A 26937-nucleotide genomic window follows, 5' to 3' on the forward strand; every position below is an offset into this window, starting at 1 on the left:
TGGAGGACAAATATCATGACAAGAAGACTTGCGCTTGTAACCGGTGTTGGCAGAAAAGCAGGAATTGGTGCTTCTATTGCTGAAAAGCTTGCCTCGGATGGGATGGATATTTTATTTACATTTTGGCATGCCTATGACCGTGACGTTTCATCACATACGGAAAGTGAAGATCCGGATGATGTGCTCGCTGCCTGCAGAGCTCACGGGGTCCAGGCGGAAATGATTGAACTGAACCTGGCTGAAGTTCACTCGATCGATGAACTGTTTTCGTTCTGTCAGGCTGCTTTCGGCCGGTATCCGGATATATTGATTCAAAGCGCGGCTGTTTCGATCAATGATTCTATTGAAACCATTTCAGCTGATCAGCTCGACCAGCATTATGCGATCAATACGAGAGCTGTGACACTGCTCACTCAAAAATTCCTCCGGCACTTTGACAGTGAGACCGGCAGAGTGATCTGCCTGACAACCGGATGGGCACAAGGACCAATGCCGAATGAGCTCTCTTATGCACTGACCAAGTCAGCCATTGATACGCTCGTTTATACAATTTCACCTGTCCTGGCTGAGCGGAAAATTACGATCAACTCGATCAACCCGGGCCCGACGGATAGCGGCTGGATGAATGATGAAGTAAAAAAAGCGCTGCTTCCTCTTTCACCGCAGGGACGGCTGGGAATGCCTGCTGATGCTGCAAACCTGGTGTCATTCCTTGCAAGTGAACAGGCCCAGTGGATTACAGGACAGACGATTCATTCTGAAGGCGGGTTTATTAATTTCAGATAGAATTTCATTTTTGGGTTGGGTAAATGCCTCTTTTGTGCAGAGGCATTTTTCTATAGTAGGAAATTGAGCTGGTGGAGAGGTATAGGGGTAGACAACACGCGGACGCTTTTCCCTCAATGGAGACATTCATTCCTTCAGAAGGATAAACGATTTCCTTCAATTTGAAAATATTCCCTTCAGTAGTAGATTTAATTCCTTCACTCAAATTGAAGAGCGTCAAATTCCCTTCACAAGTGGCCATAATCCCTTCACATGATTCGGTATTTCCATCAGAAAGTAACTAATTCCCTTCATCCTAATTTTTAGAATTACCCTCGCCCTATACAGATAGAGTGAGTTCCTCAAACGCTCTGTGACTATTAAACTAAATCTTTAGTTTAGCGAAAAAATTATTATTATAATATTTACACAATTCAATCTATATCCTATGATGGTACATGACATTGAAAATGCTTACATATACTTTATTACCAAATATCACATTACATATTTAAGGGGGACAACTGAATGAATGCAATTGCTTTAGCGGCGGTTGGGGTGTTCATCTTCGTGCTGGGCTACAGATTTTATTCGAAATTTGTTGCTGAGAAGATCTACAGACTTGATCCGAATTATGTTACACCTGCACACCGCTATAAGGACGGCGTCGATTTCGTACCGACGAACAAGTTTGTGTTATGGGGACACCACTTTACCTCAGTAGCCGGTGCTGCACCGATCCTTGGACCAGCTATTGCTGTGTATTGGGGCTGGCTGCCTGCAGTTCTGTGGGTGGTTTTCGGAACTGTGTTCGCTGCAGGAGTACACGACTTTGGTACACTTGTTGTGTCTGTCAGAAATAAAGGACAGTCTATGGGAACACTTGCAAATAAATTAGTCGGCCAGCGTGCAAAGATTTTGTTCTTATTCATTATTTTAATTCTTGTACTGATGGTTAACGCAGTATTTGCATGGGTAATCGCTAATTTATTTATCACTTTCCCATCAAGCGTACTGCCTGTATTTATTCAGATTCCACTTGCGATCTGGATTGGGCATGCGGTGTATAAACGAAATGTTAAAATGCTTGTACCATCACTGGTTGCACTGGCGGTTATGTATATTTTCGCAGTGCTTGCTGCAGAGTATCAATTCCTGCAGATTGACCTTGTCCGCTATATGGGCGGAGAAGACGGAGCGGGCATATTCGGACTTGGCGCAGTTTCAAGTGCCTTCTTTATCTGGATTGCGATTTTAATGATTTATGTCTATATCGCATCAACACTCCCAGTATGGAAGCTGCTTCAGCCGCGTGATTTTATTAACTCTCACCAGCTGGTAGTCGGGCTTGGGATTTTATATCTTGGCCTGTTATTCACAAACCCTGAAATTACGGCACCAATTACAAATCCTGACGCAACTGACCAGTCATGGTTCCCGCTGCTGTTCATCACTATTGCCTGCGGTGCGATTTCCGGATTCCACGGACTGGTATCTTCAGGTACATCTTCAAAGCAGCTGAATAAAGAAACCGACGCACGCTTTGTAGGATATGCAGGTGCTGTTGGTGAAGGTGTCCTTGCGCTGATCTCAATTATCGCAGTTATTACACTCTTCCCTTCAGCTGATGCATTCAAAGAAGCATATAACAGCTTTGGCGCTGCAAGCGGCGGCGGTCTTGGGAACTTCGTACTTGGTGCGAGTCAGCTTGCAAGCGGCCTTGGTATTCCGGAAGAAGTTGCAGCCACAATTGTATCTATTATTGTAGTTAGCTTTGCTGCTACGACACTTGATACATCAGTGCGTCTGATGCGATATATCATCTCTGAACTTGGTACTGAATATAAAGTGCCTGCGCTTGAGAAAACGCATGTTGCAACAACCATTGCCGTTGTATCAAGTGCTGCGCTTGTACTGATTCCGGAAGGCCCGAACGGATTTGGTTCAGGTGGTTACCTGCTATGGCCGCTGTTTGGTACATCCAACCAGCTGCTTGCCGGTATTAACCTTCTCCTCATTTCAATCTGGCTGAAGAGACTCGGCAGAAATTACTTAATTACCCTGATCCCGATGATCTTCCTGATGTTCATGACGCTTTATGCAATGATCAGTCAGGTATTCACCGAGTGGGCGTGGTGGAATGAGCAATCGAGTACACTGCTGTTTGTATTTGGTGCCTTGATCCTTGGGTTTGCACTATGGATCTGTGTCACTGCAGCTTCTGCACTGCTGAATAAAAATCTGCCAAAGATCGATCCGAACGATTAATGATGATGCAGGAAAGGGCGTTGGCTCTTTCCTGTATTTTATAGAAAAGCGGAAGGCGCTCGTTCAGCTCCGACAGGCATAAGACGCGCAGCGGAAAACGGGCGGTTTTCCCCGGTTACCGCTGCGTGGCTTATGACCCGAGGAGCTAGCGCCTGGAGCTGGACACAGAAAGGCGGAAGCAGGCGTTTAGGGGCGTATGCGCTGGACTGAAGCGAATGAAGATAAAGGAAACACAACGAACGTAGTGAGTTGATGTTGACTTATCTTTAGGAGCTGAGGGAAGCGCACTAGCCCCTGCCTGCTGAAGCTGGACACAGAAAGGCGTAGTGACCGGTAAATATCCATTTGTGACCCTAAAACACGGGGAAGTGACCCATAAATCCCGGACTCTGACCCGTAAAAAGCTGATTGTGATCCATACATTCGCATTCACTAAACTTAAGGAGGCTGCTATACATGCTCGGCCACATCAAAAAACTCATCGCCTATTACGAAGAAGTACTCAGTATGCCTCACCGTCAGGAAATTGCGCGCGAACTAAGAAACGAGGATGACCTGTTTTTGCTCATGCTATATTCAGAAATGATTGGCATTCCGAATCCGGTATACTATTACACGCTCGAGCTTTATCCTCATATGATTGAAAAATTTCACGACTGGCATTTGCGGATGGGAATGGAGAAGTCTCCTCTCTCAGGAATCCGCTGCTGCTGATAAAGGAGTCTTTTGATGAAAATCCTGAAGAATAATATTTTGTTTGTCGGTGGAAAAGGCGGTGTCGGCAAATCCACGTCTGCTGCTGCGATCGCCTGGAAAGCGGCGGCGCAGGGTTACCGCACACTGCTTGTCTCAACCGACCCTGCACACAATGTCGGGGATATTTTCAATCGTAAAATCGGTGGAAAGAACACTGAAATTGCACCGAACTTATTTGCACTTGAGATTGACCCTGAAATTGAGACAGCCAATTATATTAAAGGCGTGAAAGCGAATATTAAAGGCGTCGTTCATGCAGGAATGATGGAAGAAGTACACAGACAGCTTGATACAGCAAAATCCTCACCGGGTGCTGATGAGGCTGCTCTGTTTGATAAACTGATTTCAATCGTTTTAGAGGAACGTGAGAAGTTTGATAAAATCGTTTTCGATACAGCGCCTACAGGCCACACGATCAGACTGCTGACATTGCCTGAACTGATGGGGATCTGGATTGAAGGACTGCTTGAAAAGCGCAGAAAAACAAATGAGAATTATGCCGCCCTTTTAAATGACGGCGAGCCTGTTGAAGATCCGATCTATGATGTGCTCAGAACCCGTCAGGACCGTTTCTCACGCGCAAGGGAGATTCTTCTTGATCCTAAGGAAACCGGGTTTGTATTTGTTTTAAACCCTGAGAGGCTGCCGATTCTCGAGACGGAGAAAGCGTTGCAGCTGCTTGATCAATACGATCTGCACGTGAAGACACTGATCGTGAATAAGGTGCTTCCTGAAGATGTGGATGGCACGTTTATGCAGGAGCGTAAAAAGCATGAGAAGCCGCACTTGGAAAAGATTAAAGACACATTTAAAAAGCAGGAACTGATCTATGTTCCATTTTCATCACAGGATATAGTAAATAAGGATTTGCTGGAGTGGTTCAGCGGTCAGCTTGATCAGACATAAAAAGAGGCTGGGACATTATAAAAATTGTCTCAGCCTCTAATCGTTTCACTGCGCTTCAGGCGGAAGCTTTCCGGACGGTGGACCGTTTTGTGGTCCGATATGGCCTCCTCGCCTTCGGCTGTGGGGGTCTCAGCTGTCCCGCTAATCGTCCCGGAGTCACCGCCTTACGCTCCGTTCCACTAAGATTTTATTTCAATAAAAAGTAATTCAAACAACAAATATCATCGTTTTTATCTCAGGCTCTTTTTATTTACTATTATGAAAACAATTCAGGCAGCTGATTAATCATCGTGTAACCGCCAAGGTAAGCCATGACAACAACAATTAAGATCCCAAAGCCTGTTAACCACTTCGGATGATTGTATTCACCAACAATTTTCTTATTATGTGCTGCAAGCAAGATCACACCAAGTGAAATTGGCAGAATCAGCCCATTTAATGCACCTGCAAGGATGAGCAATGTAACCGGCTGACCAATTGATGTAAAGATGGCTGTTGATACGGTAATAAAACCGACAATCAGAAACTTTTCGTATTTTGCCAACACCGGACTGAAAGTTTTGATAAAGGAAACTGATGTATAAGCGGCACCGATTACTGAACTAATCGCGGCAGACCACATCACAACACCAAAAATTTTATAACCGATATTCCCTGCTGCGAGCTGGAATACGGATGCCGGTGGATTTTCCGGATTAATGTCAAGACCCTGTGCCACTACACCAAGTGTCGCGAGGAATAAGAAAATTCTTATGATTGAAGCAAGTCCAATCGCAGACACTGCACTTTTATTAACTTCAGGTATATTTTTCATACCGCTTAGTCCTGCATCAAGCAGTCTGTGTCCTCCTGCAAAAGTGATATACCCGCCGACTGTACCTCCGACCAGCGTGACAATTGCCAGGAAGTCTAGCGTTTCAGGTATAAAAGAACGTATAATCGCTTCTCCAACGGGCGGCTGGGACTGGAACATAACAAATACAGTGAGCCCAATCATAAGAAAGCCCAGCACCTGGATAAAGCGATCCATAATGCGGGCAGCTTCCCGTACCAGGAAGATCCCGATTGCAATCAGACCGCTGAACAGGGCGCCCATCTCAGGTGAGACGCCGAAAAGTACGTTCGTACCAAGACCCGCTCCCCCGATATTTCCGATATTAAACGCAAGCCCGCCAAGCACAACGAGCGCTGCGAGGAAGATGCCAAGACCCGGAAGCACTTCATTTGCGATTTCCTGCGCGCGTTTACCTGATACGGTAATAATCCGCCAGATATTCATCTGTACGCCAATATCAATAATAATAGAAATTAAAATAACAAAACCAAAGCTTGCTGCAAGTGTCTGGGTAAATGTGGTCGTCTGTGTTAAGAAGCCCGGCCCGACAGCTGAGGTTGCCATCAGGAATGCAGCGCCGAGCAGTATACTGCGGTTAGATTCCGGTTTTTTCATCGTTGTCTATTCCTTTCCTGATGTTCTTTAAGCTCCTGATGCCTTTAGATGGCATCTCCTGCTATCTAAAGGCATCATGGGCTTTTATTAAGTTACTTAAAACTTTTGATCAAAATACTTTCTTCTTTCAGCCTGCTGTTAATTTTCTCAGCAAAAGCCAGTGCATGTGCGCCATCTCCATGAATACAAACGGTGTCAGCTTCAATGCTGACGTCTTCTCCATTTACATCCCGCACTAATCCGTCTTTTACCATACGGACAACCTGTGATACGGCAGTTTCGTCATCTTCAATTAAAGCGTTTGACTGGGTGCGCGGTGTGAGTGAACCGTCAGGCTGATAGGTTCTGTCAGCAAACACTTCTGAAGCTGTCTGAAGGCCGATGTTTCTGCCGGCCTGGATCAGTTCTCCACCGGACAGACCAAATAATATCATCTTAGGATCCAGGTCGTAAACCGCTTTTGCAATTGCGCCTGCAAGTTTTGCATCCTTCGCAGCCGCATTGTACAGTGCGCCATGCGGTTTTACATGCTGAAGTCTGCCACCCTGCGCCTTCACAAAGCCGTAAAGGGCACCAATCTGATAAAGCGTGAGGTCGTAAGCCTCTTCCTCTGTGACAGTCATATTGCGTCTGCCAAATCCGCCAAGGTCGGGAAATCCGGGGTGCGCGCCAATGCCGGTTCCATTTTCAAGCGCGAGCTCAACTGTTCTTCTCATGACAGTCGGATCTCCTGCATGATACCCGCAGGCAATGTTTGCAGAAGTAACAAACTTCAGCACCTCCGCATCGTTCCCCATTTTATAGGCGCCAAAGCTCTCTCCCATATCACAGTTCAGATCGATCTTAACCATCCAATCCCTCCAAGCTCGCAGTAATCATCCACTTCAATTCCTGCCATTCTTTCTCACGTTCTCTAAATAATTCCTGAGCTTTTTGTATTGAAATCTCTTCAAAATGAATTGATTCACCGGGCTTTTTCTGAATCAGTGCCGGTAGATCCACTGATGCAACCTGGCCAATCTTCGGGTAGCCGCCAAGTGTCTGTCTGTCAGCAAGCAGGATGATCGGCTGTCCATCTGCAGGAACCTGCACCGTTCCGAACGCTACACCCTCAGAGAGCATATTTCCCTGCAGGCCGCATTCAAGGTTGTCACCATCAAGCCTGAAGCCCATCCGGTCAGAGTGCTTTGAGATTTTATAGGCCTGATCGAAAAAGCACTCTCTGCTTTCTTCTGTGAATGCTTCATACTGCTTCCCCGGGATCACCCGCATCACTGAACGGTCATACACCTCTTCTGTATAAGCACGCGATACAGACCACTGCGCAGGTTTGTTCAGCACATTCTGATAAATACGCTCTGAGTCACTATTTCGCGTACCAACTGAGATCAGGTCCTCCTTTTCAAGACCTCGCCCTTTAAAGCCGCCGATCCCTGCTCTCAGATACGTAGATTTACTTCCGAGTACTTCAGGGACATTAAAGCCTCCCCCGACTGCAATCACACCTCTGCAGCCTGTTTTAGAAAATTTCATATGTAGTGTACTGCCTTTTTTCACTGCAACCGGACGCCATAATGGAGCGGGCTGATCATCAATAACTGCTGAAAAATCAGCACCACAGATTGCAATCAGCTGATCTTCCTGAAATTCGATTGTCGGACCTGTTAAAGTGATTTCAAGCACGGCTTCATTTTCATCATTGCCGACAAGCGTATTAGCGATGCGCATAGAGAAGATATCCATCACACCTGATATAATCATGCCCGATTCCTGATGTCCCCGCCGTCCGTTATCCTGAATTGAAGATAGCAGTCCGGGTTCTATTACATGTATCATTGCTGCCACTCCTCAAATTCTTTTTGTGTAATTGAATAAAACTCAATTCTGTCACCTGCGCGCAAAAGAAATGACTTTTCTCTCCGCAGGTCAAACAGCTTTTCCGGCGTCCGTCCGATAATCTGCCAGCCCCCAGGTGTTTCAATTGAATAGACCCCTGTCTGTTCACCGGCAATCCCGACTGAACCTGCTGGAATCGCGGTCCGGGGGTTATTTTTACGAGGCGCCGCGATAGTAGGGTCCAGGCCGCCGATATACGGGAATCCCGGCGCAAAGCCAAGCATATAGACTGTATAATCTCCATGTTGATGCCTTTTAATCACTTCTTCTGCTGAAATGCCTGCGTGTTCAGCAACTTCTTCGAGGTCAGGTCCAAGTTCTCCGCCATAGCAAACAGGAACTTTTACAGTACGCTGTTTGAAACCGTCACTGCTTTTTACCGTTTCAGCTTTTTCTTTTAAATAGGTAAGAACTGCTTCATAAGGGTCCTGCTCATGAATCAGCTGAACCAGGTCATAATGAACCGCAAGTGAGGCATATCCGGGAACTGCTTCAAATAGCCATTCAGGCTGGTCCTCCTGTATCGCCCGCTTCAGATTCTGTACTTCTGCAAGCACTTCACGGCTTACTTCCTGCTTGAAATGGATCAGTACGGCCTGATCGCCAAGCGGATGATACGTGATATTCATCTAATCTCTCCTTTTAACAAAATGCGATATTAGATTTGTGTGAAAATTCAGCTCTTAGGCATTAGATTATCGCACTGACTGCTTTCCTGCAAACCTTCTATTATACTAGATACCTTTTGGCGCATGGGTTTAAGCCTCTAAAAAAAGAGACTGTGACGATATTGTCTCAGTCTCTTAACCGGTTCACTACGCTCCAGGCGGATGCTTTCCGGACGGCGGTCGCTGAGCCTCCTCGGCTTCGCCTGTGGGGTCTCAGCTATCCCGCTAATCGTCCCGGAGTCACCACCTTCCGCTTCGTTCACCTTAAGGTGTAGTCATATTTAAGTAGTCACACTAAATTTTGATGCTTTATCTCAGTCTCTCTTCAACATTTTAATGATTTTCAACACGAGCCAGGTAATGATATAAACAATGATCCCGCCGGCTGTGTTCATGATGAGGTCATCGACGTTGAAGCCTCTGATCCACGTGATGCCGAGGAAGGAAAGTACAAGCTGTGTTGTTTCGATCAACAGGCTTGAAAAGAACAGAACAAACACTGATGTGAAGAACCCTCTTTTAAAATAGGCCAGGAAAAAGCCGTATGGCATAAACATAATAAAATTGTAAACTGTCAGACTGGCATTCTGAAAAAATGATTCGCTGTACAGGTTTCGATAGGTCGCCCATTCATCGAGAAAATAAAACGGCTCCAGCTGGACTCTGACGGGCGATCCGATATCCGGTGGGAACTGAAGCGTACCCAGCGTGACATGGACAACGGCTGTCACATAGATCCAGAACAGAACCACCATTGTACGATTGACAGATGTGCGTTTTTTCTTCCGTCCATCTTTTATCATGATAATGAAGCCGGCCAACACAGCTATTAATGCTGCCGGCAATGCAAACGAAGTCATAGATTTCCCTCACTTTAATCGTCTAATCCTATCCTATTTGATTTACCCAAAAAAATAAATCAAAACTTTTTTCAGAAAATACGAAACCTTTTTCCTTTTTTTAACGTCTAATACATATAACTGGATTTCAGGAGGGAGAATGATGGTTCAATCTGCTGGTAAATGGTCGGTTTACATATTATTTTTCACTGCTATTTTCATATGTACTGTGTTGATTTTCGCGTTTTTGTTCCGCGGGGAATTCATGGATCTGGTCATTGGAATTTTCCAGTCGCCGGTAACGGATGAAGAGCAGGGAATAGCTGATTTGGTGAGGTTTTATGCATATGTGTGAGTTATTGGTAATGAAGAAAATCCCTTGATGTCCTTCACATGAATGTGATGGAGATCAAGGGGTTTTTGGTTTTTTGACGGGTTTGGATGGGATGGGGTGTGGCGGGATTCCTTCAGCCAAGGCGATATTTCCATCAGGTTGAAATTTATTCCATCAATTTTCTAGATGATTCTTTCTATCCTGAAGATGATTCCATCAGCCTCGCTTATTTCCATCAATCTGAAAAATAATTCCATCATCTATTAAGATTATTCCTTCACCCCGCACCGTTTTTCCATCAGCCCTACTTGGGGCAATCGCGACCCCAGTTGCCTCATCCAGCCTTTCTAAGAAACCGGATCACGCCCCGGTTTCTTTTTCATCTAAATACTTCTGATACGCTTCAGCCACCCGGTCTTTTGGTGCCTGCTCCTCTGCACCTTTACTCATCTGGACTGTAAATAATAAAGCAAATGCTATGACGCCGCCGACGATCGGACCGGCAATCATAAAGATTAAGGTCGCTATCGCTAATCCTGAGAGAAAATATCCTGCTACTTTCAAGCCTATCGCCTCCTGTGAGTATCTTACTGTTTTCAGATCATTCAGAACATATAGTCACAGAATGTTCACTAGTGCGATTGATGCGTTTTGTGCAACTTTTTTGCAAACGCTTTCAATCAGGCTATTCTCACCTTATAATGCTAACCATACCAAATATAAGGAGGAATGTATGTGAATCACAGAAAGTTTTTAGCAGGGTGGATGGCATTACTATTAATTATTTCTTTATTGCCGATTGCGCAACCGATTGCATCAAATGTTGCACAAGCTGAAAGCAATACATATTCAACGCTGATTGTGCATTATCAGGAAAATGCTGATGTGCAGAAAGACTGGAACTTATGGGTGTGGCCAGAAGGCGGTGACGGCCAGGTCCATGAGTTTACAGGAGAAGATGAATTCGGAAAGATCGCAACGGTTGATCTGGCAGGCTCACATGATCGTATTGGATTTATTGTAAGAACTGATACATGGGAAAAAGATGGCGGTGATCGCTGGGCTGAGACTGAAGCAGGCGTTGCTGAAGTATGGATTAAGTCCGGCGATGACACAGTTTACACCTCACCTCCGGATGGAGAATACCGTGATTTCCCTGAATTTAATGAAGTCGATGTCACGCTGCACTATTACCGTTTTGATGGTAACTATGAAGGCTGGAACCTATGGGCATGGCCTGGAGATGGTGACGGACAGGAGGTTCAGTTCACAGGACAGGATGATTTCGGTCTAACTGCGAACTTTACTGTCTCAAGCGATGATCTTTTTAATAAAGTCGGATTTATTGTAAAAAAGACAGAAGGCGATAATGCGTGGGCTGACCGCGAAAACGGTGACCGTTTCATTACGAAAATCAATGAAGACGGTACAGCCGAAGTCTGGATTGTACAGAGCGATAGCGGCGTCTATTATGATTCAAAATATATTGATTCAACACCGCGTATCGTTAGTGCAACGATTGATGAAATCAATGAAATTACATTAACAACGAATCTCCCTATTGATACTGCTTCTGAAAACCCTGGCATTACGTTAAATGGGCTGACAATTGCAGATATCCGCCCGTTTGAAGGAACGGATCCGGTCACCAACAAAGTGACGATCGAAACAGTTGAAGACATTGATCTGACAAAAACCTATACGATCGAAACTGAATTTTTCGGTGATGCAACAGTACAAGTCGGAAAAGTGATCCGTTCTGAGTCATTTGATGACATGTATTTTTATGATGGCGATGATCTCGGAAACACGTATGCTGAAGAAAAAACTGACTTCCGCCTCTGGGCTCCTACTGCAAGCGAAGCTCGGCTTGTGCTGTATGACACATGGGATGCAACTGAGGGTGAAGAAATTGTGATGGACGCTTCAGAAAAAGGAACGTGGACATCAACAGTTGAAGGCGATCTTCACAACCAGCTTTATACGTACAAAGTAAAGATTGGTGATGAGTGGCGTGAAGCGGTTGACCCTTACGTCCGTTCCACTTCAGTTAACGGGGATAAAGGTGCTGTGATTGACCTTGACCGCACGAATCCTGAAGGCTGGGAAGAGTTTTCTAAAGGAGAAAATCCTGAAGATGCCATTATCTATGAGCTGCATGTCCGAGACCTTTCGATCCAGCCTGAAAGCGGAATCGAAAACAAGGGTAAGTATCTTGGCGTTACTGAAAAAGGAACAACAGGTCCTGAAGGCTATGCAACAGGTCTTGACCATATTTTAAATCTTGGCGTTTCGCACGTTCAGTTCCTGCCAATTTATGATTACCGTACAGTTGATGAAACCAATCTGGATACCCCTCAATTTAACTGGGGCTATGATCCGAAAAACTATAATACACCTGAAGGCTCTTATGCAACTGACCCATATGATCCTGTTGTCAGAGTCAAAGAGCTGAAGGAAATGATCCACACACTGCACGATGAAGACCTTGGTGTGATTATGGATGTGGTCTATAATCATATGTATGCTGTGAATGAATCGAATTTCAACCAGCTTGTGCCGGGCTATTATTTCCGCTATAACGAGGATGGTTCACTTGCTAACGGGACAGGCGTTGGAAATGATACAGCTTCCGAGCGCAAAATGATGCAGAAATTTATCGTGGATTCTGTTTCATACTGGGCTGAAGAATACGATATGGACGGCTTCCGTTTTGACCTGATGGGTATTCATGATACAGATACAATGAATGAAGTCCGTGAAGCGCTGGATGAAATCGACCCGTCTATCATTGTTCTTGGAGAGGGCTGGGACCTGAATACACCACTTGACCCTGAACTGAAAGCGAACCAGAAAAACGCTGAGGATATGGAGCGAGTTGCCCATTTCAACGATACAATGCGGGACGGGGCTAAAGGAAGCGTATGGGAAGATACTGACCCTGGCTTTATCAACGGGAAACAGGGCATGGAAGACATCATGCGTCAAAGTGTAGCAGGCGGTCTTGACTATAACGACAGCTTTGCCACTTACCGCGACCCGGATCAGGTTGTGCAATACGTTGAGGCGCACGACAACCTGACGCTATGGGATAAGCTCGAGAAGACAAATCCTGATGCAACGGAAGACGAGATGAAGGCTATGCACAAACTCGGCTCATCCATCGTCCTCACGTCCCAGGGGATCTCATTTATCCACGCGGGACAGGAATTTATGCGCACAAAGGGCGGCGATCACAACAGCTATCAGTCTCCTGACAGTGTGAATCAACTGGACTGGGAGCGCCGTGCTGCGTTTAATGAGGAAGTATCTTATATGAAAGGACTCATTGACCTGCGCCAGAGATATGAGGCATTCAGGTTAACAGATGCAAAAGAAATTGAAGAACGTCTGTCATTTATTGCTTCTCCTGCCAACACAATTGCTTACACACTGCAGGAGAAAAAGAATCGCCACCTGTTTGTGATTCATAACGCAAATAAAGAAGCGGTTTCCGTTGCACTCCCTGGTAAAGGGCCATGGAAAGTGCTTGTGAACGATGATAAAGCAGGCACCAGCATCCTTACAGTCGAAAAAGGAAAAACAATTAAAGTTGACGGATTAAGCAGTATGGTACTGCTGAAAGATGGAAAACTGAAATAATGCCTCACCCCTGCTCCGCGCTTGCCGGATCAGGGGTGTTTTAAAATAAACAGTGTATAAAATTTGTGAAAATATTCACAAATAAAGCTTTATCGTATATAATAAAATCAGAACATCATTCTACTTGAAAAGGTGTGTTGTGAAAATGGGAAAAGGTAATCGCGTAGCACTGATTGGAACAGGTTTTGTCGGCTCAAGTTATGCATTCGGATTATTGAATCAGGGTGTAGCTGATGAGCTGATTATGATTGATCTGAATGAAGAGAAAGCTAAAGGTGATGTACTGGACCTGAATCATGGTAAAGTATTTGCCCAGCAATCACTCAATATTTCATTTGGCACATATGAAGACTGCAAAGATGTTGATCTGGTTGTCATCTGTGCAGGCGCTAACCAGAAGCCTGGTGAGACCAGACTTCAGCTTGTAGAGAAAAACCTTAAGATCTTTCATTCAATCGTTACCCAGGTCACAGACAGTGGATTCGATGGCATTTTCCTGGTCGCGACCAACCCGGTAGATGTCCTGACGTATGCGGTCTGGAAGTATAGCGGATTTCCAAAAGAGCGCGTGATTGGCTCAGGTACTATTTTAGATACAGCACGCTTCCGCTTCCTGCTTGGCGAATACTTTCAGGTTGCACCCCAAAACGTACACGGTTATATTATCGGCGAACACGGTGACAGCGAACTGCCTGTCTACAGCTCAGTAGATGTCGGCGGCGTGGCCGTGCTTGATATGATCAAAAAGCATCCTGAATATACGCAGGAAGACCTTGATGAGATCTTTGTTAATGTCCGAGATGCCGCCTACCAGATCATTAACAGTAAAGGCGCGACCTACTACGGCATTGCAATGGGGCTTGTGCGGATTACCAGAGCGATTTTGCATAATGAAAATAGTATTTTAACGGTTTCTGCACTGATGGAAGGTGAATACGGTGAGGAAGATGTGTATATCGGAGTGCCTGCTATTATCAACCGTGACGGCGTGCGAGAGGTTGTGGAGCTGAACTTGAGTGATCAGGAAAAAGAGCAGTTTGCTAAGAGTGCAGATGTGCTGAGAGATATATTAAAGCCCCATTTTTAAACGAGAAACCCAGCTGGTGCAGGGCATCAGCTGGGTTTTTGGTGTGTGGCGGGTTTGGGATTGGGACGGCGGCCGTAAAATGGCTTCCCGGGCATAGGTCTAATTACACGAAGTGGCGAACATGTCTGGTTTTGCGTCGAACATGACTCGGTGAAAGGCGAATATGAACTATTTTACGCCGAACCCAGATTATTTCCCATCGAACATTCATTATTTCCCGCCGAACCCGAACCGCAAGCAGCCCAGACAAACCCTATCCCCTACACCTGCTCATACTGCACGCGATGCAGATTCGCAAAAATTCCATCCTGCTCCAGCAGCTCAGCGTGCGTACCGTCTTCAGCAATTCCCTCTTCTGTTACAACCACAACGCGGTCTGCTTTACGGATCGTTGCGAGCCTGTGAGCGATCACGAGTGTCGTGCGGCCTTTTGCCAGTTCTTCAATCGCCGTCTGGATCAGCGCTTCTGTTTCTGTATCAAGTGCTGATGTGGCTTCATCAAGAATTAAAATCGCAGGATCCTTCAGAAACATTCTCGCAATCGCAATACGCTGCTTCTGACCGCCTGATAGCTTTAATCCGCGCTCCCCTATCTGAGTGTTGTAGCCGAGCGGCAATCCATCCACCACTGACTGCAGGTTGGCTTTACGTGCGGCTTCCTGAATTTCTTCCTCTGTTGCATCCAGTTTTCCGTAGGCAATATTTTCACGCAGCGTACCGGTAAAGAGGAACACGTCCTGCTGCACGATGCCAATCTGGCTTCTCAGAGACTCTTTAGTCATATCACGGATATCCATCCCATCGATTTTAATGGCGCCATCTGTGACATCATAAAACCTTGGAATCAGCGAACAGATCGTTGTCTTCCCCGCTCCCGAAGGCCCGACAAAGGCAACTGTCTCCCCTTTTCGAAGCTTCAGTGAAATGTCATTTAATACATCCTTTTGTTCATCATAGCTGAAGGATACATGGTCAAATTCAATTTCCCCTTCCAAATGATCTACCACTTTTGCATCAGGACGGTTCGTAATAACCGGTGCCTGGTCAAGAAGATCTGTAAACCGTTTGAAACCCGCCATGCCTTTTGGATACATTTCAAGCAGTGCACTGATTTTATCAATCGGCTTGAAAAGGACATTAATATATAAAACAAATGCGACAAGCTCTCCATAAGACAATTCATTATTAAGGCTCAGGTATGCACCAAACACAAGTACAACGAGTACAATCAGACGTGTCATGATATACATGCCCGACAAGCTGAACGCCATTACTTTGTAGGCGCCGACTTTTGACTCGCGGTAATGACGGTTGTCCGCAGTAAAACGCTTAATCTCATGCTTTTCATTTGTAAATGACTGAACAACGCGCGCTCCAGACACACTATCCTCTACACGCGCATTCACTTCAGCGATATTGCCATACATCGCTTTCCAGGCTGTATTCATCTTAATATTCGCATACGTAATGAGCCAGATCAGAAACGGTACAACAATAATCGCGACAAGCGCCAGCTCAACATTGATCGTCAGCATAATCCAAAACGCCCCGAAAAATGTCATAACTGCAATAAACAAATCTTCCGGCCCATGGTGAGCCATCTCGCCGATATCAAAAAGATCATTTGTAATCCGGCTCATGATATGACCTGTCTTCGTGTTATCGAAGAAAGAAAACGACTGACGCTGCACATGTTCAAACAGCTCCTGACGCATGTCGGTTTCAATATTAATTCCAAGTTTGTGACCCCAATAGTTTACAACGTATTGAAGAGAGGTACTTGAGAGATAGAGAAACAGGAGGAGAAAGCTGACCCATGTAATCGCCTGCCAGTTCCCTTCCGGCAGCAGCGTATCAATGAACCATGATACAGCAAGCGGGAAGCCGAGCTCCAGAATTCCGACAATCACCGCACAGCTGAAATCCGCTGCAAAAAGCTTTTTATGCGGTTTGTAATAAGAAAAGAATCTTTTTAGCATCATCTGTACTCCCTTGTGAAATATGTAACTATTATTTTACATCAAACAATAAAATGCGCCACACATTTTTTCGCTTGACGAAACAAATTGACTTCAGAATTGTCTGATATATTATTTTGCTCTATAATCACTCTATTAAGTTGTAGCTTTGAAGTTATTAGAACAAAACCAGCGAAACCTTGAAGTGCGGGACGGAGACTACCTCCCCAGGAAGAGACAGGTGAGACCCCGGAGAGCGAAGCTCGAGGAGGCTCACCGCCCGGGGCAGGAAAGCGCAGTCCCGCACGGAAAGGTTTCGCGTTATTAAAATACTGATTAATTTAAGAGGAGGAATTCACGTGGAAAGAAATCACACTATGCTTCAATTCTTTGAGTGGCACGTTGCTGCAGACGGCGATCACTGGAAAAGACTAAAGGATGCAGCACCTGAGTTAAAAGCAAGCGGAATTGACGCAGTCTGGATTCCTCCGGTGACAAAAGGTGAATCACCTGATGACAACGGTTACGGTGTCTATGACCTGTATGACCTTGGTGAATTTGACCAAAAAGGTGACGTCAGAACAAAATACGGAACAAAAGATGAGCTTCATGAAGCCATTCGGGCCTGTCACGAAAACGGTATTCAGGTATACGTTGATGTGGTCATGAATCATAAGGCCGGAGCTGATGAGAAAGAAACGTTCCAGGTCATTGAAGTAGATGCAGAAAACCGTCTTGAAGAGATTTCTGAGCCGTTTGAGATTGAAGGATGGACAAAGTTCACCTTCCCCGGTCGTGATGGCAAGTACTCTGATTTCCAGTGGAACTTTGACCACTTTAATGGGACTGATTACGATGCCCGCGAAGAACGCACCGGCTTTTTCAAAATCGTCGGCGAAGGTAAGAGCTGGAATGATCAGGTTGATGACGAGTTCGGAAACTATGATTATTTAATGTTTGCAAACCTGGATTACAATCATCCTGAAGTCCGCGATGAAATGATCAGCTGGGGTAAATGGATGTCTGATACGCTTGACGCTGACGGATATCGTCTTGATGCAATTAAGCATATCAGCCATGAGTTCATTGATGATTTTATCCGTCAGGTAAAAGAACACCGGGATGGCAACTTTTATATGGTAGGCGAATACTGGAATGAGGACATTGAAGCGTGTGGCAGCTTCCTTGAAGCCACTGATTTTCAGCTCGATCTGTTTGACGTTCAGCTCCATTATAAGCTGCATCGTATTTCAGAAGATGGGCGTGACGCCGATCTTTCAACGCTGTTCGATGGTACGCTTGTCGGGGAATTCCCGATGAATGCAGTGACGTTCGTGGATAACCATGATTCCCAGCCTGGTGAGTCTCTTGAATCCTGGGTGCAGGACTGGTTTAAGCAGAGTGCTTACGCATTGGTTCTACTGCGTGCAGATGGATATCCGTGCGTATTTTATGGAGATTACTTCGGTATTGACGGTGAAAATCCGATTGAGGATAAGCGAGAGGCGATTGACCCGCTGATCTATGCGCGCTTCCACCGTGCATACGGTGAGCAGGACGATTATTTTGACCATCCGGCAACGATTGGCTGGGTACGCCGCGGCGTTGAAGAAATCGAAGGTTCCGGCTGTGCGGTTGTTGTAACAGTTGGTGACGCAGGTGAGAAGCGTATGTTTGTCGGCGAACATCGCGCTGGTGAAGAGTGGACCGACTATACGAATTCGATTGATGAGCCGGTTGTGATTGATGATGAAGGGTATGGCACGTTCCCTGTGGAGGCAGGCAGTGTGTCTGTGTGGGCTCTGCCAGCTGAGTAAACATGTAGAAAGCTTCTGCCGGATTTTCTGGCAGAAGCTTTTTTGTTAGAAATTAGTCCTGAATCAGGCGATAAAGCGAAGGTGGGCTGTTTTGCGTCGAAGTTCACAGGTTTTACGCCGAACACACAAGTGTAAGTGGCGAACCACACGCATAAAGCTGAGAACCTCAACATCCATCAAACTTCCTGCCCGACCTCAGCCGGAAAATAAATATGGTAAAGGCTCTGTACTGCACGTTCTACGTCTTCTACATTTACCCCGAACATCATACTGACTTCACTTGATCCCTGGTTAATCATTTTGATATTAGCGCCTGCCTGAGCGAGGGCCTGTGTTGCTTTTGAGGCGATACCGATTGTCTGGTTCATGCCTTCGCCCACCACCATAATCATTGCCAGGTCACGCTCGACGTATAGCTCATCGACCTGCAGTTCTTCACGGATGCGGTTCAACACGCGCGCTTCCTGTCCGTTATAAAGCTGATGGGATCTCACAATGACAGACATGTTATCAATTCCTGATGGCGTATGCTCATATGAAACGCCTTCGTCCTCTAAGATGGCAAGGAGTCTGCGACCAAAGCCAAGCTCTCTGTTCATCAGATATTTCGTCATGTTGATACTGCAGAAGCCTTCGTCACTGGCAATCCCGATTACAGGACGGCCGTCGAGTTCACGACTGGCAACAATTCTTGTCCCTCTTGCTTCCGGACGATTTGTATTTTTGACACAGACCGGAATCTTTTTGTGCACAACCGGCTGGAGAGCTTCATCGTGAAATACTGAAAAGCCCGAGTATGCAAGCTCACGCATTTCCCGGTAAGTCAGCTCTTTTAATTCACGCGGCTTGTCTACCATTTTCGGGCTGACACAGTAGATTGAATCTACATCTGTAAAGTTTTCATATTCCGTTGCGTCGAGACCTGCTGCGATAATCGACCCTGTAATATCAGAACCGCCGCGCGGGAATGTCACAATGTTGCCTTCATAGGAATATCCGAAAAATCCGGGGATCACAAGGAGCCCTTCTATGTCACGAAGCTTTGCAATCTCCGGATAGGCTTCCGGCAGAATCTGCGCATTTCCCGGTTCATCCGTGACGATCATGCCGGCTTTTTTCGGTGAAATATATGTCGCTTTTCTACCGAGTGATTGCAGGTAGGCTGTCATGACTTTAGCATTCAGGTCTTCCCCGCTCGCCTTCAGACCATCAAGCAGACGGTCTTTTGATTGCCGGTACATTGAAATGACTTCATGAAGGTGTCCTTCCACTTCAGTCATCAGTGAGGAATCCAGCTCAAGCTCTTCTATAATGTCGCGGTATCTTTTCAGGACTGCCTGAAAAGCCTCTTCATTGAAGTCCCGCTCACCGACACTGTCAGCCAGCCGGATTAATAGATCGGTTGTTTTCGTATCTTCCGCATGGCGCTTACCCGGTGCTGAGACGATGACTGCTTTCCGCTCAGGATCTGCAGCAAGAATGGATGCAACTTTTTTATACTGAGTGGCGCTTGCGACTGAACTGCCGCCAAATTTTACAACTTTCATGAAGGCAAAACTCCTTTGTATTTGGTTCTACTGATTATATAAATGCGCGCTTCTGCGGGAAGGGTTTGCTGCAGCCGAAGCGACGTTCATCGCAACTGCGACCCAGCTTACTGCAATCGCTCCACAATACATTCCCCTCAGTGCCCTCCCAAAAGACAACTGTACTTCATATAAAAACACTTGTATTTTTCAGAAAGAATTTTAATGACAAGTATACAAGGTTCATTGGGATGTGTCACCCTTATTTTCTGATTGTTTCATTTGATAACGCTTACAATTTAATTTTTTTCAAAATGCGGGTTGCAATGCTTTAAAAAGGGAAAGGTACAAGCATGACAATAACAGGAAGGCAGTGAAATCATCATGGGTAAAGTATTATTAACAGGTGCTTCAGGCGGTCTTGGCACTGTGCTGGCACATGCACTGAAAGAGGATTTTGACCTTGTACTGACCAACCGTTCTTCTTCAGATGAACTTCCGGAGGATCTGCCGTTTATTAAAGCGGACTTAAATGATTACACAGCGATTGAACAGATTTTTAAAGAGCATGATATTGAAACGGTGCTTCACTTCGGAGGACTGCCTGTGGAAAATGAGTTCGAGGACATTCTTGATGCAAATATCCGCGGTACTTATCATATTTATGAAGCTGCAAGACAGCATGGCGTGAAGAGAATCGTCTATGCAAGCAGCATTCATGCTGTCGGTTTCCTGCCGGCAGATGGAGCGCCGTATGATACAACAACAGAAACCAGACCCGATACGTTTTATGGACTGAGCAAAGTCTATAATGAAGATCTCGGAAAGCTTTACCATGATAAGTTTGGCATGGAAGTGGTGAACCTGCGAATCTGTGGCTGCGTGGAAAAGCCTGATTCAAGAGAACATCTGATGATCTGGCTCAGCTATGCTGATCTGACACAACTTGTGCGCAAATCGATCACAGCTGATATCAGAGAAGTGGTAACGATCTATGGTATTTCAAATAACAAACAGAGCTTCTTTACGGTGGATCCTGATAATCCACTCGGCTATGCTCCTGTGGACGATGCGAATGAATATCTGGAAGACCTGCCGGATTCATTCGGTCATCCGGACGACTATAAGTATGTCGGCGGTCATGAATTTGTAAAAAAAGACGCTGCAGACGATTAAAAAAGCTGTCGGGGATCTACCCCGACAGCTTTTCCTTATGACAGAAGCAGTCTCAGCTGCCTTCCCTCTTCACTGTAGTTTCCTTTAAAGTGTCCGATGCCTGGAATATCCACTGCACCAGGACCCACGATCGGCTTTTCATTCAGATTCAGCTGCAGTTTATCTGCATGAAGAATCGAATGGCCATAATAAGTTAGAGCGGGCTGATTGATCAAATATTCCTGCTCCTGAATCTGCATCGTAACGAAATACTGATGCAGCAGCTGATGATCCACATTCACCATATTCATCGGATCAAAAAATACCGCTCTCATCGGCCCTTCAATTGTCAGCTGATAACCTTCAAACTCTGAGAATGACTGAATCTTCTTCAGCCTCGATTCCTGTACCAGTCTGTAAATCCTTGCCGCCTCACTCTGCGTTTCCCAATCACAGTTGTAAAGTGTCGGCTGGTCCTGGCCTGACATTTCTTTCAGACAGTCATATAGCGTACATTCTTCTGCGAAATACCGGTGTTTCCAGTCAGGCAGCAAATCATCAAGCAGCAGGCACATGGCAAGGCCTGAGCTATAGCAGCTTCTTCTCAAGTGGAGCCCTGCTTCTTCATGATTCAGCAGCTTTTGTTTGTAACAACTCTCACTTTTAATATCATCATGAAGCGATGCATAGGCTTTCATTTCAACGTACCACGCAGGGCCTTCAATCGTTTCAATCAGGTTTTCATATTCAAGTGTGTCACCAAGCAGCTCTCTTCTTTTTTCTCTTAGTGAAACGAAATGCCTGAGATGCTGTTGCCGCTCTTCACCCTGTGCTTCGAGCGCTTCACTCAGTACGGAACGTTCTTCAAGACGAAACCCGATATTTTCTTGTGACAGTGGATACTGCACACCCAGTAACTCATCCGGGAACCTTTTTTCATCCATCAGTGTCTGATAGCCGTGAAAAAGCTCATGGACTAAAACAGGATAAGTCTCCTCGAATCTGCCCGGGTTTTCAACATAGACAATCGCTGTAGGGACATCTTCAAATAAGATCAGCGTATTCCCTACAAATCGCTTATCCCAGGCAAAAATTAATGGTTCTTCCTTTTCACCGCAGACAGGATGATTAAATAAATACACAGATTCACGATTATAAAGTGCATAAGCGGTCAGTCTGAAACCGGGCCAGAACTGATTCAGATCAGCTGCTTCAAGTTTTTCTTTCAATTTTCTTGTAAAAGGAATCACTGGGCACACCTCCATTTCTGTCAGTCCTCATCTTTCACATCATAACTTTCAGGAATCGGTTCATTCTTCCACTCTTCGATGAGTTCTTTGACCTTTTCCATCTGTTTTAAATGCTGATTAAACTGCTCTTTATTCACTATATATTGCTGTCCATCCCAGACAGCTCTGATTTTATTTTCATAGATCAGCTGAAGAATCAGCTGTTCAGACATATCCAAATAGGCTGCTAATTCTTTTGTTGTAAGGTACATATTTTACACCCTTCATATGTCACGTATATTCCTATCATACACATAGGTAATTATACACTCTATCCGCTAAAATATCATCTTTTAAATTTTGGGGCTGTATGACAGACACATGACAAAATCACTATTTTCCCAAATATTAAGGCTTTGTTGAGATTGGCTGTTAATTTCCGCTCTAGGGGGATGCTTTCCGCAGGGCCGGCGGTAAGCATCCTCGTGCTTCGCACTGCGGAGTCTCACATGTCCGGCTTCTCCAGCTGGAGTCACCCCCTTGCGCTCCAGTTAACAGCTGCGGCAAAATCATATCAGACCTTAACATTTCAAATTTAAAAGCAGAGGTTCGCTGTGTATGTTGAAACAGCGCCCTCTGCCTGTATTCCCGCTATTCATAAGAATAACCATCTTATGATTTACCGCTCAATAATGCAACAGTTTTTTCCCATGTTTCCTGAATAAAATGCTGGTATGGCGTCTCCGGCAAATCAGCTACAGCAGTCATTGCTTTTTCAGCAGATGCAAGTGCTGCTTCCTGGTCACCTTTTTCAATTAGACAGAGTGCCACATAAGCATCTGCAGTTGCCATCATAGACAAATCGAATGGATGGTGGGCAAATCCTGTATCTTTAAACTGTATGAGTTCTTCATACGCTTCCTCGTATTTCCCAAGTCCATAAAGTGCACTTCCCCGTTCCAGATGAAAATACCCATCATCATCCATCGACATATTTTTTTCATCATTTACCAGTTCATTAATCATATTCAGCGCTTCTTGATGTTGTTTTAAATAAAAGTTTTTATAATGAATTTCAACAAATATACTGCTGAAAAGACCATCATGATTTTCTGTAAACTCTGCAAACTGTCTAGATTTCTTAAGTGTATACTGCCTCTTTTCTTCATCTCCATTTAACAAAGCATGAAAAGAAGCCAGACGGTAGATATCATCCATCAGGTAATAAATATTCTTTCTTTTTGAAAATGAAATAATCTCTTCAAGCAGGTTTTCTGCTTCTGTATATTTTCCGACTCCAGACAAAAGCGCCGCTTCTAAATGATCTGATTCGATTTGGACGAGGGGATCAGCAAGCAGCTCCTTCTTTTCATATTCATGTTTATATGCGATCAGCTGCTCAAGAGCGTATTCATATTTATGTTCCCTGAAATGCTCCATCACAGTTCTGAGCTGCACCTTATAGACATTGTGATTAAGTCCGAGTGCCTGGTAATCATTCATTGCAAGCTGAAGGTACGCCATTCCCTTTTCGATCTGTCTTCGGTTTTGATAAATCCTTCCCGTCAGTTCATACACCCTTGCTGTCTCGTAAGTTTTTGGAAGCTCTTTGTTCACGATGTTTTCCAGTTCTTTTTGAATCCCCTTCAATTGAAGCTCATATTCCTCTAACGAAACGGCATGATAAGCCTTATGTATCTCTTCTTCGATTTCCACAAGTTTCTTCTTCATCTCTTCGCTTGATTCTTCAGTCAGCAGTACCTGAACATTCACACCAAGCTGCTTTGCAATATGCTGAAGGCTTTCCATCGACGGGTTGGACCGCCCATTTTCAATCAGACTCAGCATTCCTTTGGACATTGCTTCTCCTGCAACATCTACAAGTGTCAATTTCTTTTCTTTCCGTAACTTCCGTATGCGTTCACCCAGGCTGCTCATATGTTTCATCCTCTGCAATGTTCTTTTGTTTAATTATATTAAACTTTTCTGTTGATTACCAGAAAAAAGCATGTTATGATTTGTTTAATTAAATTAAACTTTTGAAAAGAGGGGTTTGTATGACTGATCAGCAGCGTCTTCAAAAAGCAACCCGCAATATGTTTTTCTTTACCGGGGGCGAATTCATCGGTACCATCGGCGCACAGATTTATCTGTTTGGTATCAGCTTCTTCGTTTTGACATTGACCGGCTCAGCTTCAAGTTTCGCATTAACCATTTTATGTTCAATGGTGCCAAGAATCATTTTATCTCCGATTGCCGGGCACGTGTTGGACCGGCTGCCGAGAAAACAGGTTGTCATCGTATCGCATGCTCTGATGACTGCGATGATGTTGTCTGTATTCTTTTATACAATGTTCTTTGGGCTCAATCTGCCAGTCATTTATATCACAGCAGCCTTCCTTGCAGCTTTCTCAACTTTTGCAGGCCTCGGACTGACTGCGTCGATTGCCAATTTTGTTGATGAAGCACGTATTCAGCGGGCCATATCACTGACGCAATCCTCGACCTCACTTGCCGCTATTTTAGGTCCTGTCCTTGGCGGGCTGATGTATGGATTTCTTTCAATAGAAGCTTTCTTTCTGATCCATGCCCTTGCATATGCGACGGCTCTGATCTGTGAAATCAATATTGATTTTTCTTTATATAAAAGAGAATCAGGCGATGTTCAAAAAGACGAACCAATGCTTGCCAGTCTGAAAGCCGGAGCCATTTATGTAAAAGAACATCGTATTCTGCTGCCGATTATGCTTGTCGCACTTTGGGTAAATTTCTTCTTTATGGGTTCTGTGGTTGGCTTACCATATATTACGATTGAAGTACTTGGTGCCACATCGGATCAGTTCGGATTGATAGAAGCTATGTTCGGGGTTGGTACACTCGTGCTCTCTATCTATATTTCCACCCGCAAAGATTTCAAAAAACCGATCCGCACAATGCGATTTGGTATGCTGAGTATCGGATTATTGTTTGCGCTGCTTGCACTTCCGCTGCTGGTAACAATGGGTTCTCCCGGATTTATTATCTTTTATATGATACTCGGCTTTACGTTCGGCGGGACAATGATGATTATTAATACACCGATTATGGTGCTGATGCAAAAAACGACCCCTGAGCACTACCGGGGGAGAGTCTTCGGCCTGCTTGAAATGGTTGCTTCAGGCATTTCACCGATCGGACTTGTACTGTTTGGATTTCTGTATGATATTGCTTCACCTTCTCTGATTATCCTGGTTACAGCCGGTCTACTGGCTGCGGTGACAGTGATCGGTCTCAGACCATCAAAAGTGGATGATGAAGTTGCTGCTGATGAAGTCATCAAGGAAGACACGGTTGCAGCCCGTGCTTAAAGGTCATGAAAAAAGCCCGGACATTGTCCGGACTTTTTTCTATAGACAGCTTGCGGCGCTTCAGACAGCGCCACCCCGGACTCAGTCTCTCCCGGGATCCACGATGGCCGCTTCTTCAGGATTATGTTCACCGTGCAGCATTTCACAAAGCATTTTGGCACCGAGCTTGCTGTAGACAGTGCCGTTGCCGCCGAATCCGAGGCAGTAGTAGATGCCCTCCTGCTCAGGGTCTTTTCCGATGAATGGCAGACCATCCTCTGATTCACCAAAAGCAGCAGACCATGTATATTCAGCGTGAATATCAAGGTCCGGGAAATGTTCTTTGATGCGCTCAACCAGTCTTGCACCGCGGTCATGCAGCTTTTCATCGCTCACATCTGCATCCATTTTATCTTCATCCAGCCCGCCGGCAATAATTCTCCCTTCTTCAGTCGTTCTCATATAAAAGTAAGGACGCTTCGTTTCCCAGATTAATGCGCGGTAAATCCATGATTCCAGATCATCCACCTGATTCGTCGCGATCGCATAGGTGCGGTTGAGTTCACCGCCAAATCGGTCAGCCAGTGATTTTGCTTCATAACCCGTGCAGTAAATAATATGATCTGCGGTTATTTTTCCATTTGCAGTTTCTACAACGAATTTCCCGTCCTCATTTTTTTGCGGACGATCAACGGATGTATTTTCATAAATCTGTACCCCTCTCGTCTCAGCACTTTCAAACAGTGACCTGATCAGACGAAACGGATTTACTTCCGCATCCCCATGCGTCATCAGCGCTGCGGGCTTTCTGAATCCATACAGCTCTTCAATTTTGTCAGCATCAAAATATTCCACTTCAAACCCATGCTCTGTCAATGCTTCATATTCTTTCTCCAATTTTTCAATATCAGCTTCATCTGACGCATAATAAAGGCTCGGGCGTCTGACAAAGTCCACTTTCCCGGGCAGAGTACCTGCTACTTTCTGTAATTCCTCTACTGCTTCAAGGCACATCTTATAAAACGTTACAGCTTTTTCCTCACCGATCTGTTCGATGAACTCATGCAGCATTTTATCGTTAGAATACTGCAGCAGTCCGGTATTGGCTGACGAACTGCCTTCACCGACCCGTCTTTTATCTACGACTGCCACTGACATTCTTGTATGCGATAACTCTTCTGCACAGAGCGCACCTGCCATGCCACCGCCTACAATCAGCACATTGCAATGTATGTCTTTATTCAATTCCGGAAATGTCACATCTCTTTCTGCAGTTTCCGGCCAGTATAGTTGTCCATTATGTAATTCACTCATA

At 45.1% G+C, this 26937-nt stretch carries 22 protein-coding genes; 10 read left to right on the plus strand and 12 right to left on the minus strand.

What is annotated here, in order from left to right:
* The first annotated feature begins 15 nt into the window (after positions 1-15).
* The 4 genes from KP77_RS15780 (at position 16) to KP77_RS15795 (ending at position 4695) form a co-directional block, all read left to right on the plus strand.
* A complete protein-coding gene (locus KP77_RS15780) occupies positions 16-786 on the plus strand; it encodes an SDR family oxidoreductase (RefSeq protein ID WP_041123698.1) in 771 nt (256 codons plus the stop codon).
* Between the two features lie 507 nt (positions 787-1293).
* Entirely contained in the window at positions 1294-3033 is a 1740-nt protein-coding gene (locus KP77_RS15785; protein WP_041123699.1) for a carbon starvation CstA family protein, read from the plus strand.
* 456 nt (positions 3034-3489) lie between these two features.
* Entirely contained in the window at positions 3490-3747 is a 258-nt protein-coding gene (locus KP77_RS15790) for a cory-CC-star protein (RefSeq protein ID WP_041123700.1), read from the plus strand.
* Between the two features lie 15 nt (positions 3748-3762).
* Positions 3763-4695, plus strand: coding sequence for an ArsA family ATPase (locus KP77_RS15795; protein WP_041123701.1), 933 nt, complete (start codon positions 3763-3765; stop codon positions 4693-4695).
* Positions 4696-4951: 256 nt separating this feature from the next.
* Here KP77_RS15795 and KP77_RS15800 read toward each other — a convergent pair whose 3' ends face one another.
* The 5 genes from KP77_RS15800 to KP77_RS15820 form a co-directional block, all read right to left on the minus strand.
* Positions 4952-6145, minus strand: coding sequence for an NRAMP family divalent metal transporter (locus KP77_RS15800; RefSeq protein ID WP_041123702.1), 1194 nt, complete (start codon positions 6143-6145; stop codon positions 4952-4954).
* Between the two features lie 92 nt (positions 6146-6237).
* On the minus strand, positions 6238-6996 hold the full coding sequence (locus KP77_RS15805) for a LamB/YcsF family protein (protein WP_041123703.1): 759 nt from the start codon (positions 6994-6996) through the stop codon (positions 6238-6240).
* Complete coding sequence (locus KP77_RS15810; protein ID WP_041123704.1) at positions 6989-7981, minus strand: 5-oxoprolinase subunit C family protein; 993 nt, start codon at positions 7979-7981, stop codon at positions 6989-6991. The genes KP77_RS15805 and KP77_RS15810 overlap by 8 nt, the downstream gene beginning before the upstream one ends.
* Positions 7978-8670, minus strand: coding sequence for a 5-oxoprolinase subunit PxpB (gene pxpB, locus KP77_RS15815; protein WP_041123705.1), 693 nt, complete (start codon positions 8668-8670; stop codon positions 7978-7980). The genes KP77_RS15810 and pxpB overlap by 4 nt, the downstream gene beginning before the upstream one ends.
* Positions 8671-9023: 353 nt before the next feature.
* Positions 9024-9569 (minus strand): VanZ family protein, encoded by a 546-nt coding sequence (locus KP77_RS15820; RefSeq protein ID WP_041123706.1) that lies wholly within the window; start codon positions 9567-9569, stop codon positions 9024-9026.
* Positions 9570-9708: 139 nt separating this feature from the next.
* On the opposite strand from KP77_RS15820, the gene KP77_RS15825 reads away from it, so the two are divergent.
* Positions 9709-9903 carry a hypothetical protein gene (locus KP77_RS15825; RefSeq protein WP_152614756.1) on the plus strand — a complete coding sequence of 65 codons (195 nt, stop codon included), beginning with the start codon at positions 9709-9711 and terminating at the stop codon, positions 9901-9903.
* Positions 9904-10242: 339 nt separating this feature from the next.
* On the opposite strand, the gene KP77_RS15830 is transcribed toward KP77_RS15825, so the two are convergent.
* Positions 10243-10446, minus strand: coding sequence for a hypothetical protein (locus KP77_RS15830; protein WP_041123708.1), 204 nt, complete (start codon positions 10444-10446; stop codon positions 10243-10245).
* Between the two features lie 165 nt (positions 10447-10611).
* On the opposite strand from KP77_RS15830, the gene pulA reads away from it, so the two are divergent.
* Together pulA and KP77_RS15840 are read left to right on the plus strand one after the other, a co-directional pair.
* On the plus strand, positions 10612-13524 hold the full coding sequence (gene pulA, locus KP77_RS15835) for a type I pullulanase (RefSeq protein WP_407637938.1): 2913 nt from the start codon (positions 10612-10614) through the stop codon (positions 13522-13524).
* 145 nt (positions 13525-13669) lie between these two features.
* Positions 13670-14611 (plus strand): L-lactate dehydrogenase, encoded by a 942-nt coding sequence (locus KP77_RS15840; protein WP_041123709.1) that lies wholly within the window; start codon positions 13670-13672, stop codon positions 14609-14611.
* A 260-nt stretch (positions 14612-14871) separates the two neighbouring features.
* On the opposite strand, the gene KP77_RS15845 is transcribed toward KP77_RS15840, so the two are convergent.
* Complete coding sequence (locus KP77_RS15845) at positions 14872-16590, minus strand: ABC transporter ATP-binding protein (RefSeq protein WP_041123710.1); 1719 nt, start codon at positions 16588-16590, stop codon at positions 14872-14874.
* Between the two features lie 338 nt (positions 16591-16928).
* Between KP77_RS15845 and KP77_RS15850 the strand changes: the two genes are divergently transcribed.
* Complete coding sequence (locus KP77_RS15850; RefSeq protein ID WP_041123711.1) at positions 16929-18386, plus strand: alpha-amylase; 1458 nt, start codon at positions 16929-16931, stop codon at positions 18384-18386.
* Positions 18387-18562: 176 nt separating this feature from the next.
* On the opposite strand, the gene KP77_RS15855 is transcribed toward KP77_RS15850, so the two are convergent.
* Entirely contained in the window at positions 18563-19933 is a 1371-nt protein-coding gene (locus KP77_RS15855; protein WP_041123712.1) for an aspartate kinase, read from the minus strand.
* Positions 19934-20296: 363 nt separating this feature from the next.
* Between KP77_RS15855 and KP77_RS15860 the strand changes: the two genes are divergently transcribed.
* The gene (locus KP77_RS15860; protein WP_041123713.1) at positions 20297-21088 is read left to right on the plus strand and encodes an NAD-dependent epimerase/dehydratase family protein; all 792 of its coding nucleotides are present in this window, start codon (positions 20297-20299) and stop codon (positions 21086-21088) included.
* Positions 21089-21123: 35 nt separating this feature from the next.
* Here the strand turns inward: KP77_RS15860 and KP77_RS15865 are convergent, their stop codons facing one another.
* The 3 genes from KP77_RS15865 to KP77_RS15875 form a co-directional block, all read right to left on the minus strand.
* Positions 21124-22317, minus strand: a complete 1194-nt coding sequence (locus KP77_RS15865; RefSeq protein ID WP_052474355.1) for a hypothetical protein — start codon at positions 22315-22317, stop codon at positions 21124-21126.
* A gap of 20 nt (positions 22318-22337) precedes the next feature.
* The gene (locus tag KP77_RS15870) at positions 22338-22568 is read right to left on the minus strand and encodes an excisionase family DNA-binding protein (RefSeq protein WP_041123714.1); all 231 of its coding nucleotides are present in this window, start codon (positions 22566-22568) and stop codon (positions 22338-22340) included.
* A gap of 400 nt (positions 22569-22968) precedes the next feature.
* A complete protein-coding gene (locus tag KP77_RS15875) occupies positions 22969-24234 on the minus strand; it encodes a helix-turn-helix domain-containing protein (protein ID WP_041123715.1) in 1266 nt (421 codons plus the stop codon).
* A gap of 119 nt (positions 24235-24353) precedes the next feature.
* On the opposite strand from KP77_RS15875, the gene KP77_RS15880 reads away from it, so the two are divergent.
* The gene (locus KP77_RS15880) at positions 24354-25643 is read left to right on the plus strand and encodes an MFS transporter (RefSeq protein WP_041123716.1); all 1290 of its coding nucleotides are present in this window, start codon (positions 24354-24356) and stop codon (positions 25641-25643) included.
* A gap of 81 nt (positions 25644-25724) precedes the next feature.
* Here the strand turns inward: KP77_RS15880 and KP77_RS15885 are convergent, their stop codons facing one another.
* The gene (locus tag KP77_RS15885; RefSeq protein ID WP_041123717.1) at positions 25725-26936 is read right to left on the minus strand and encodes an NAD(P)/FAD-dependent oxidoreductase; all 1212 of its coding nucleotides are present in this window, start codon (positions 26934-26936) and stop codon (positions 25725-25727) included.
* Position 26937: the final 1 nt, after the last annotated feature.

The organism is Jeotgalibacillus alimentarius, assembly GCF_000829445.1.
Taxonomy (GTDB): domain Bacteria; phylum Bacillota; class Bacilli; order Bacillales; family Jeotgalibacillaceae; genus Jeotgalibacillus; species Jeotgalibacillus alimentarius.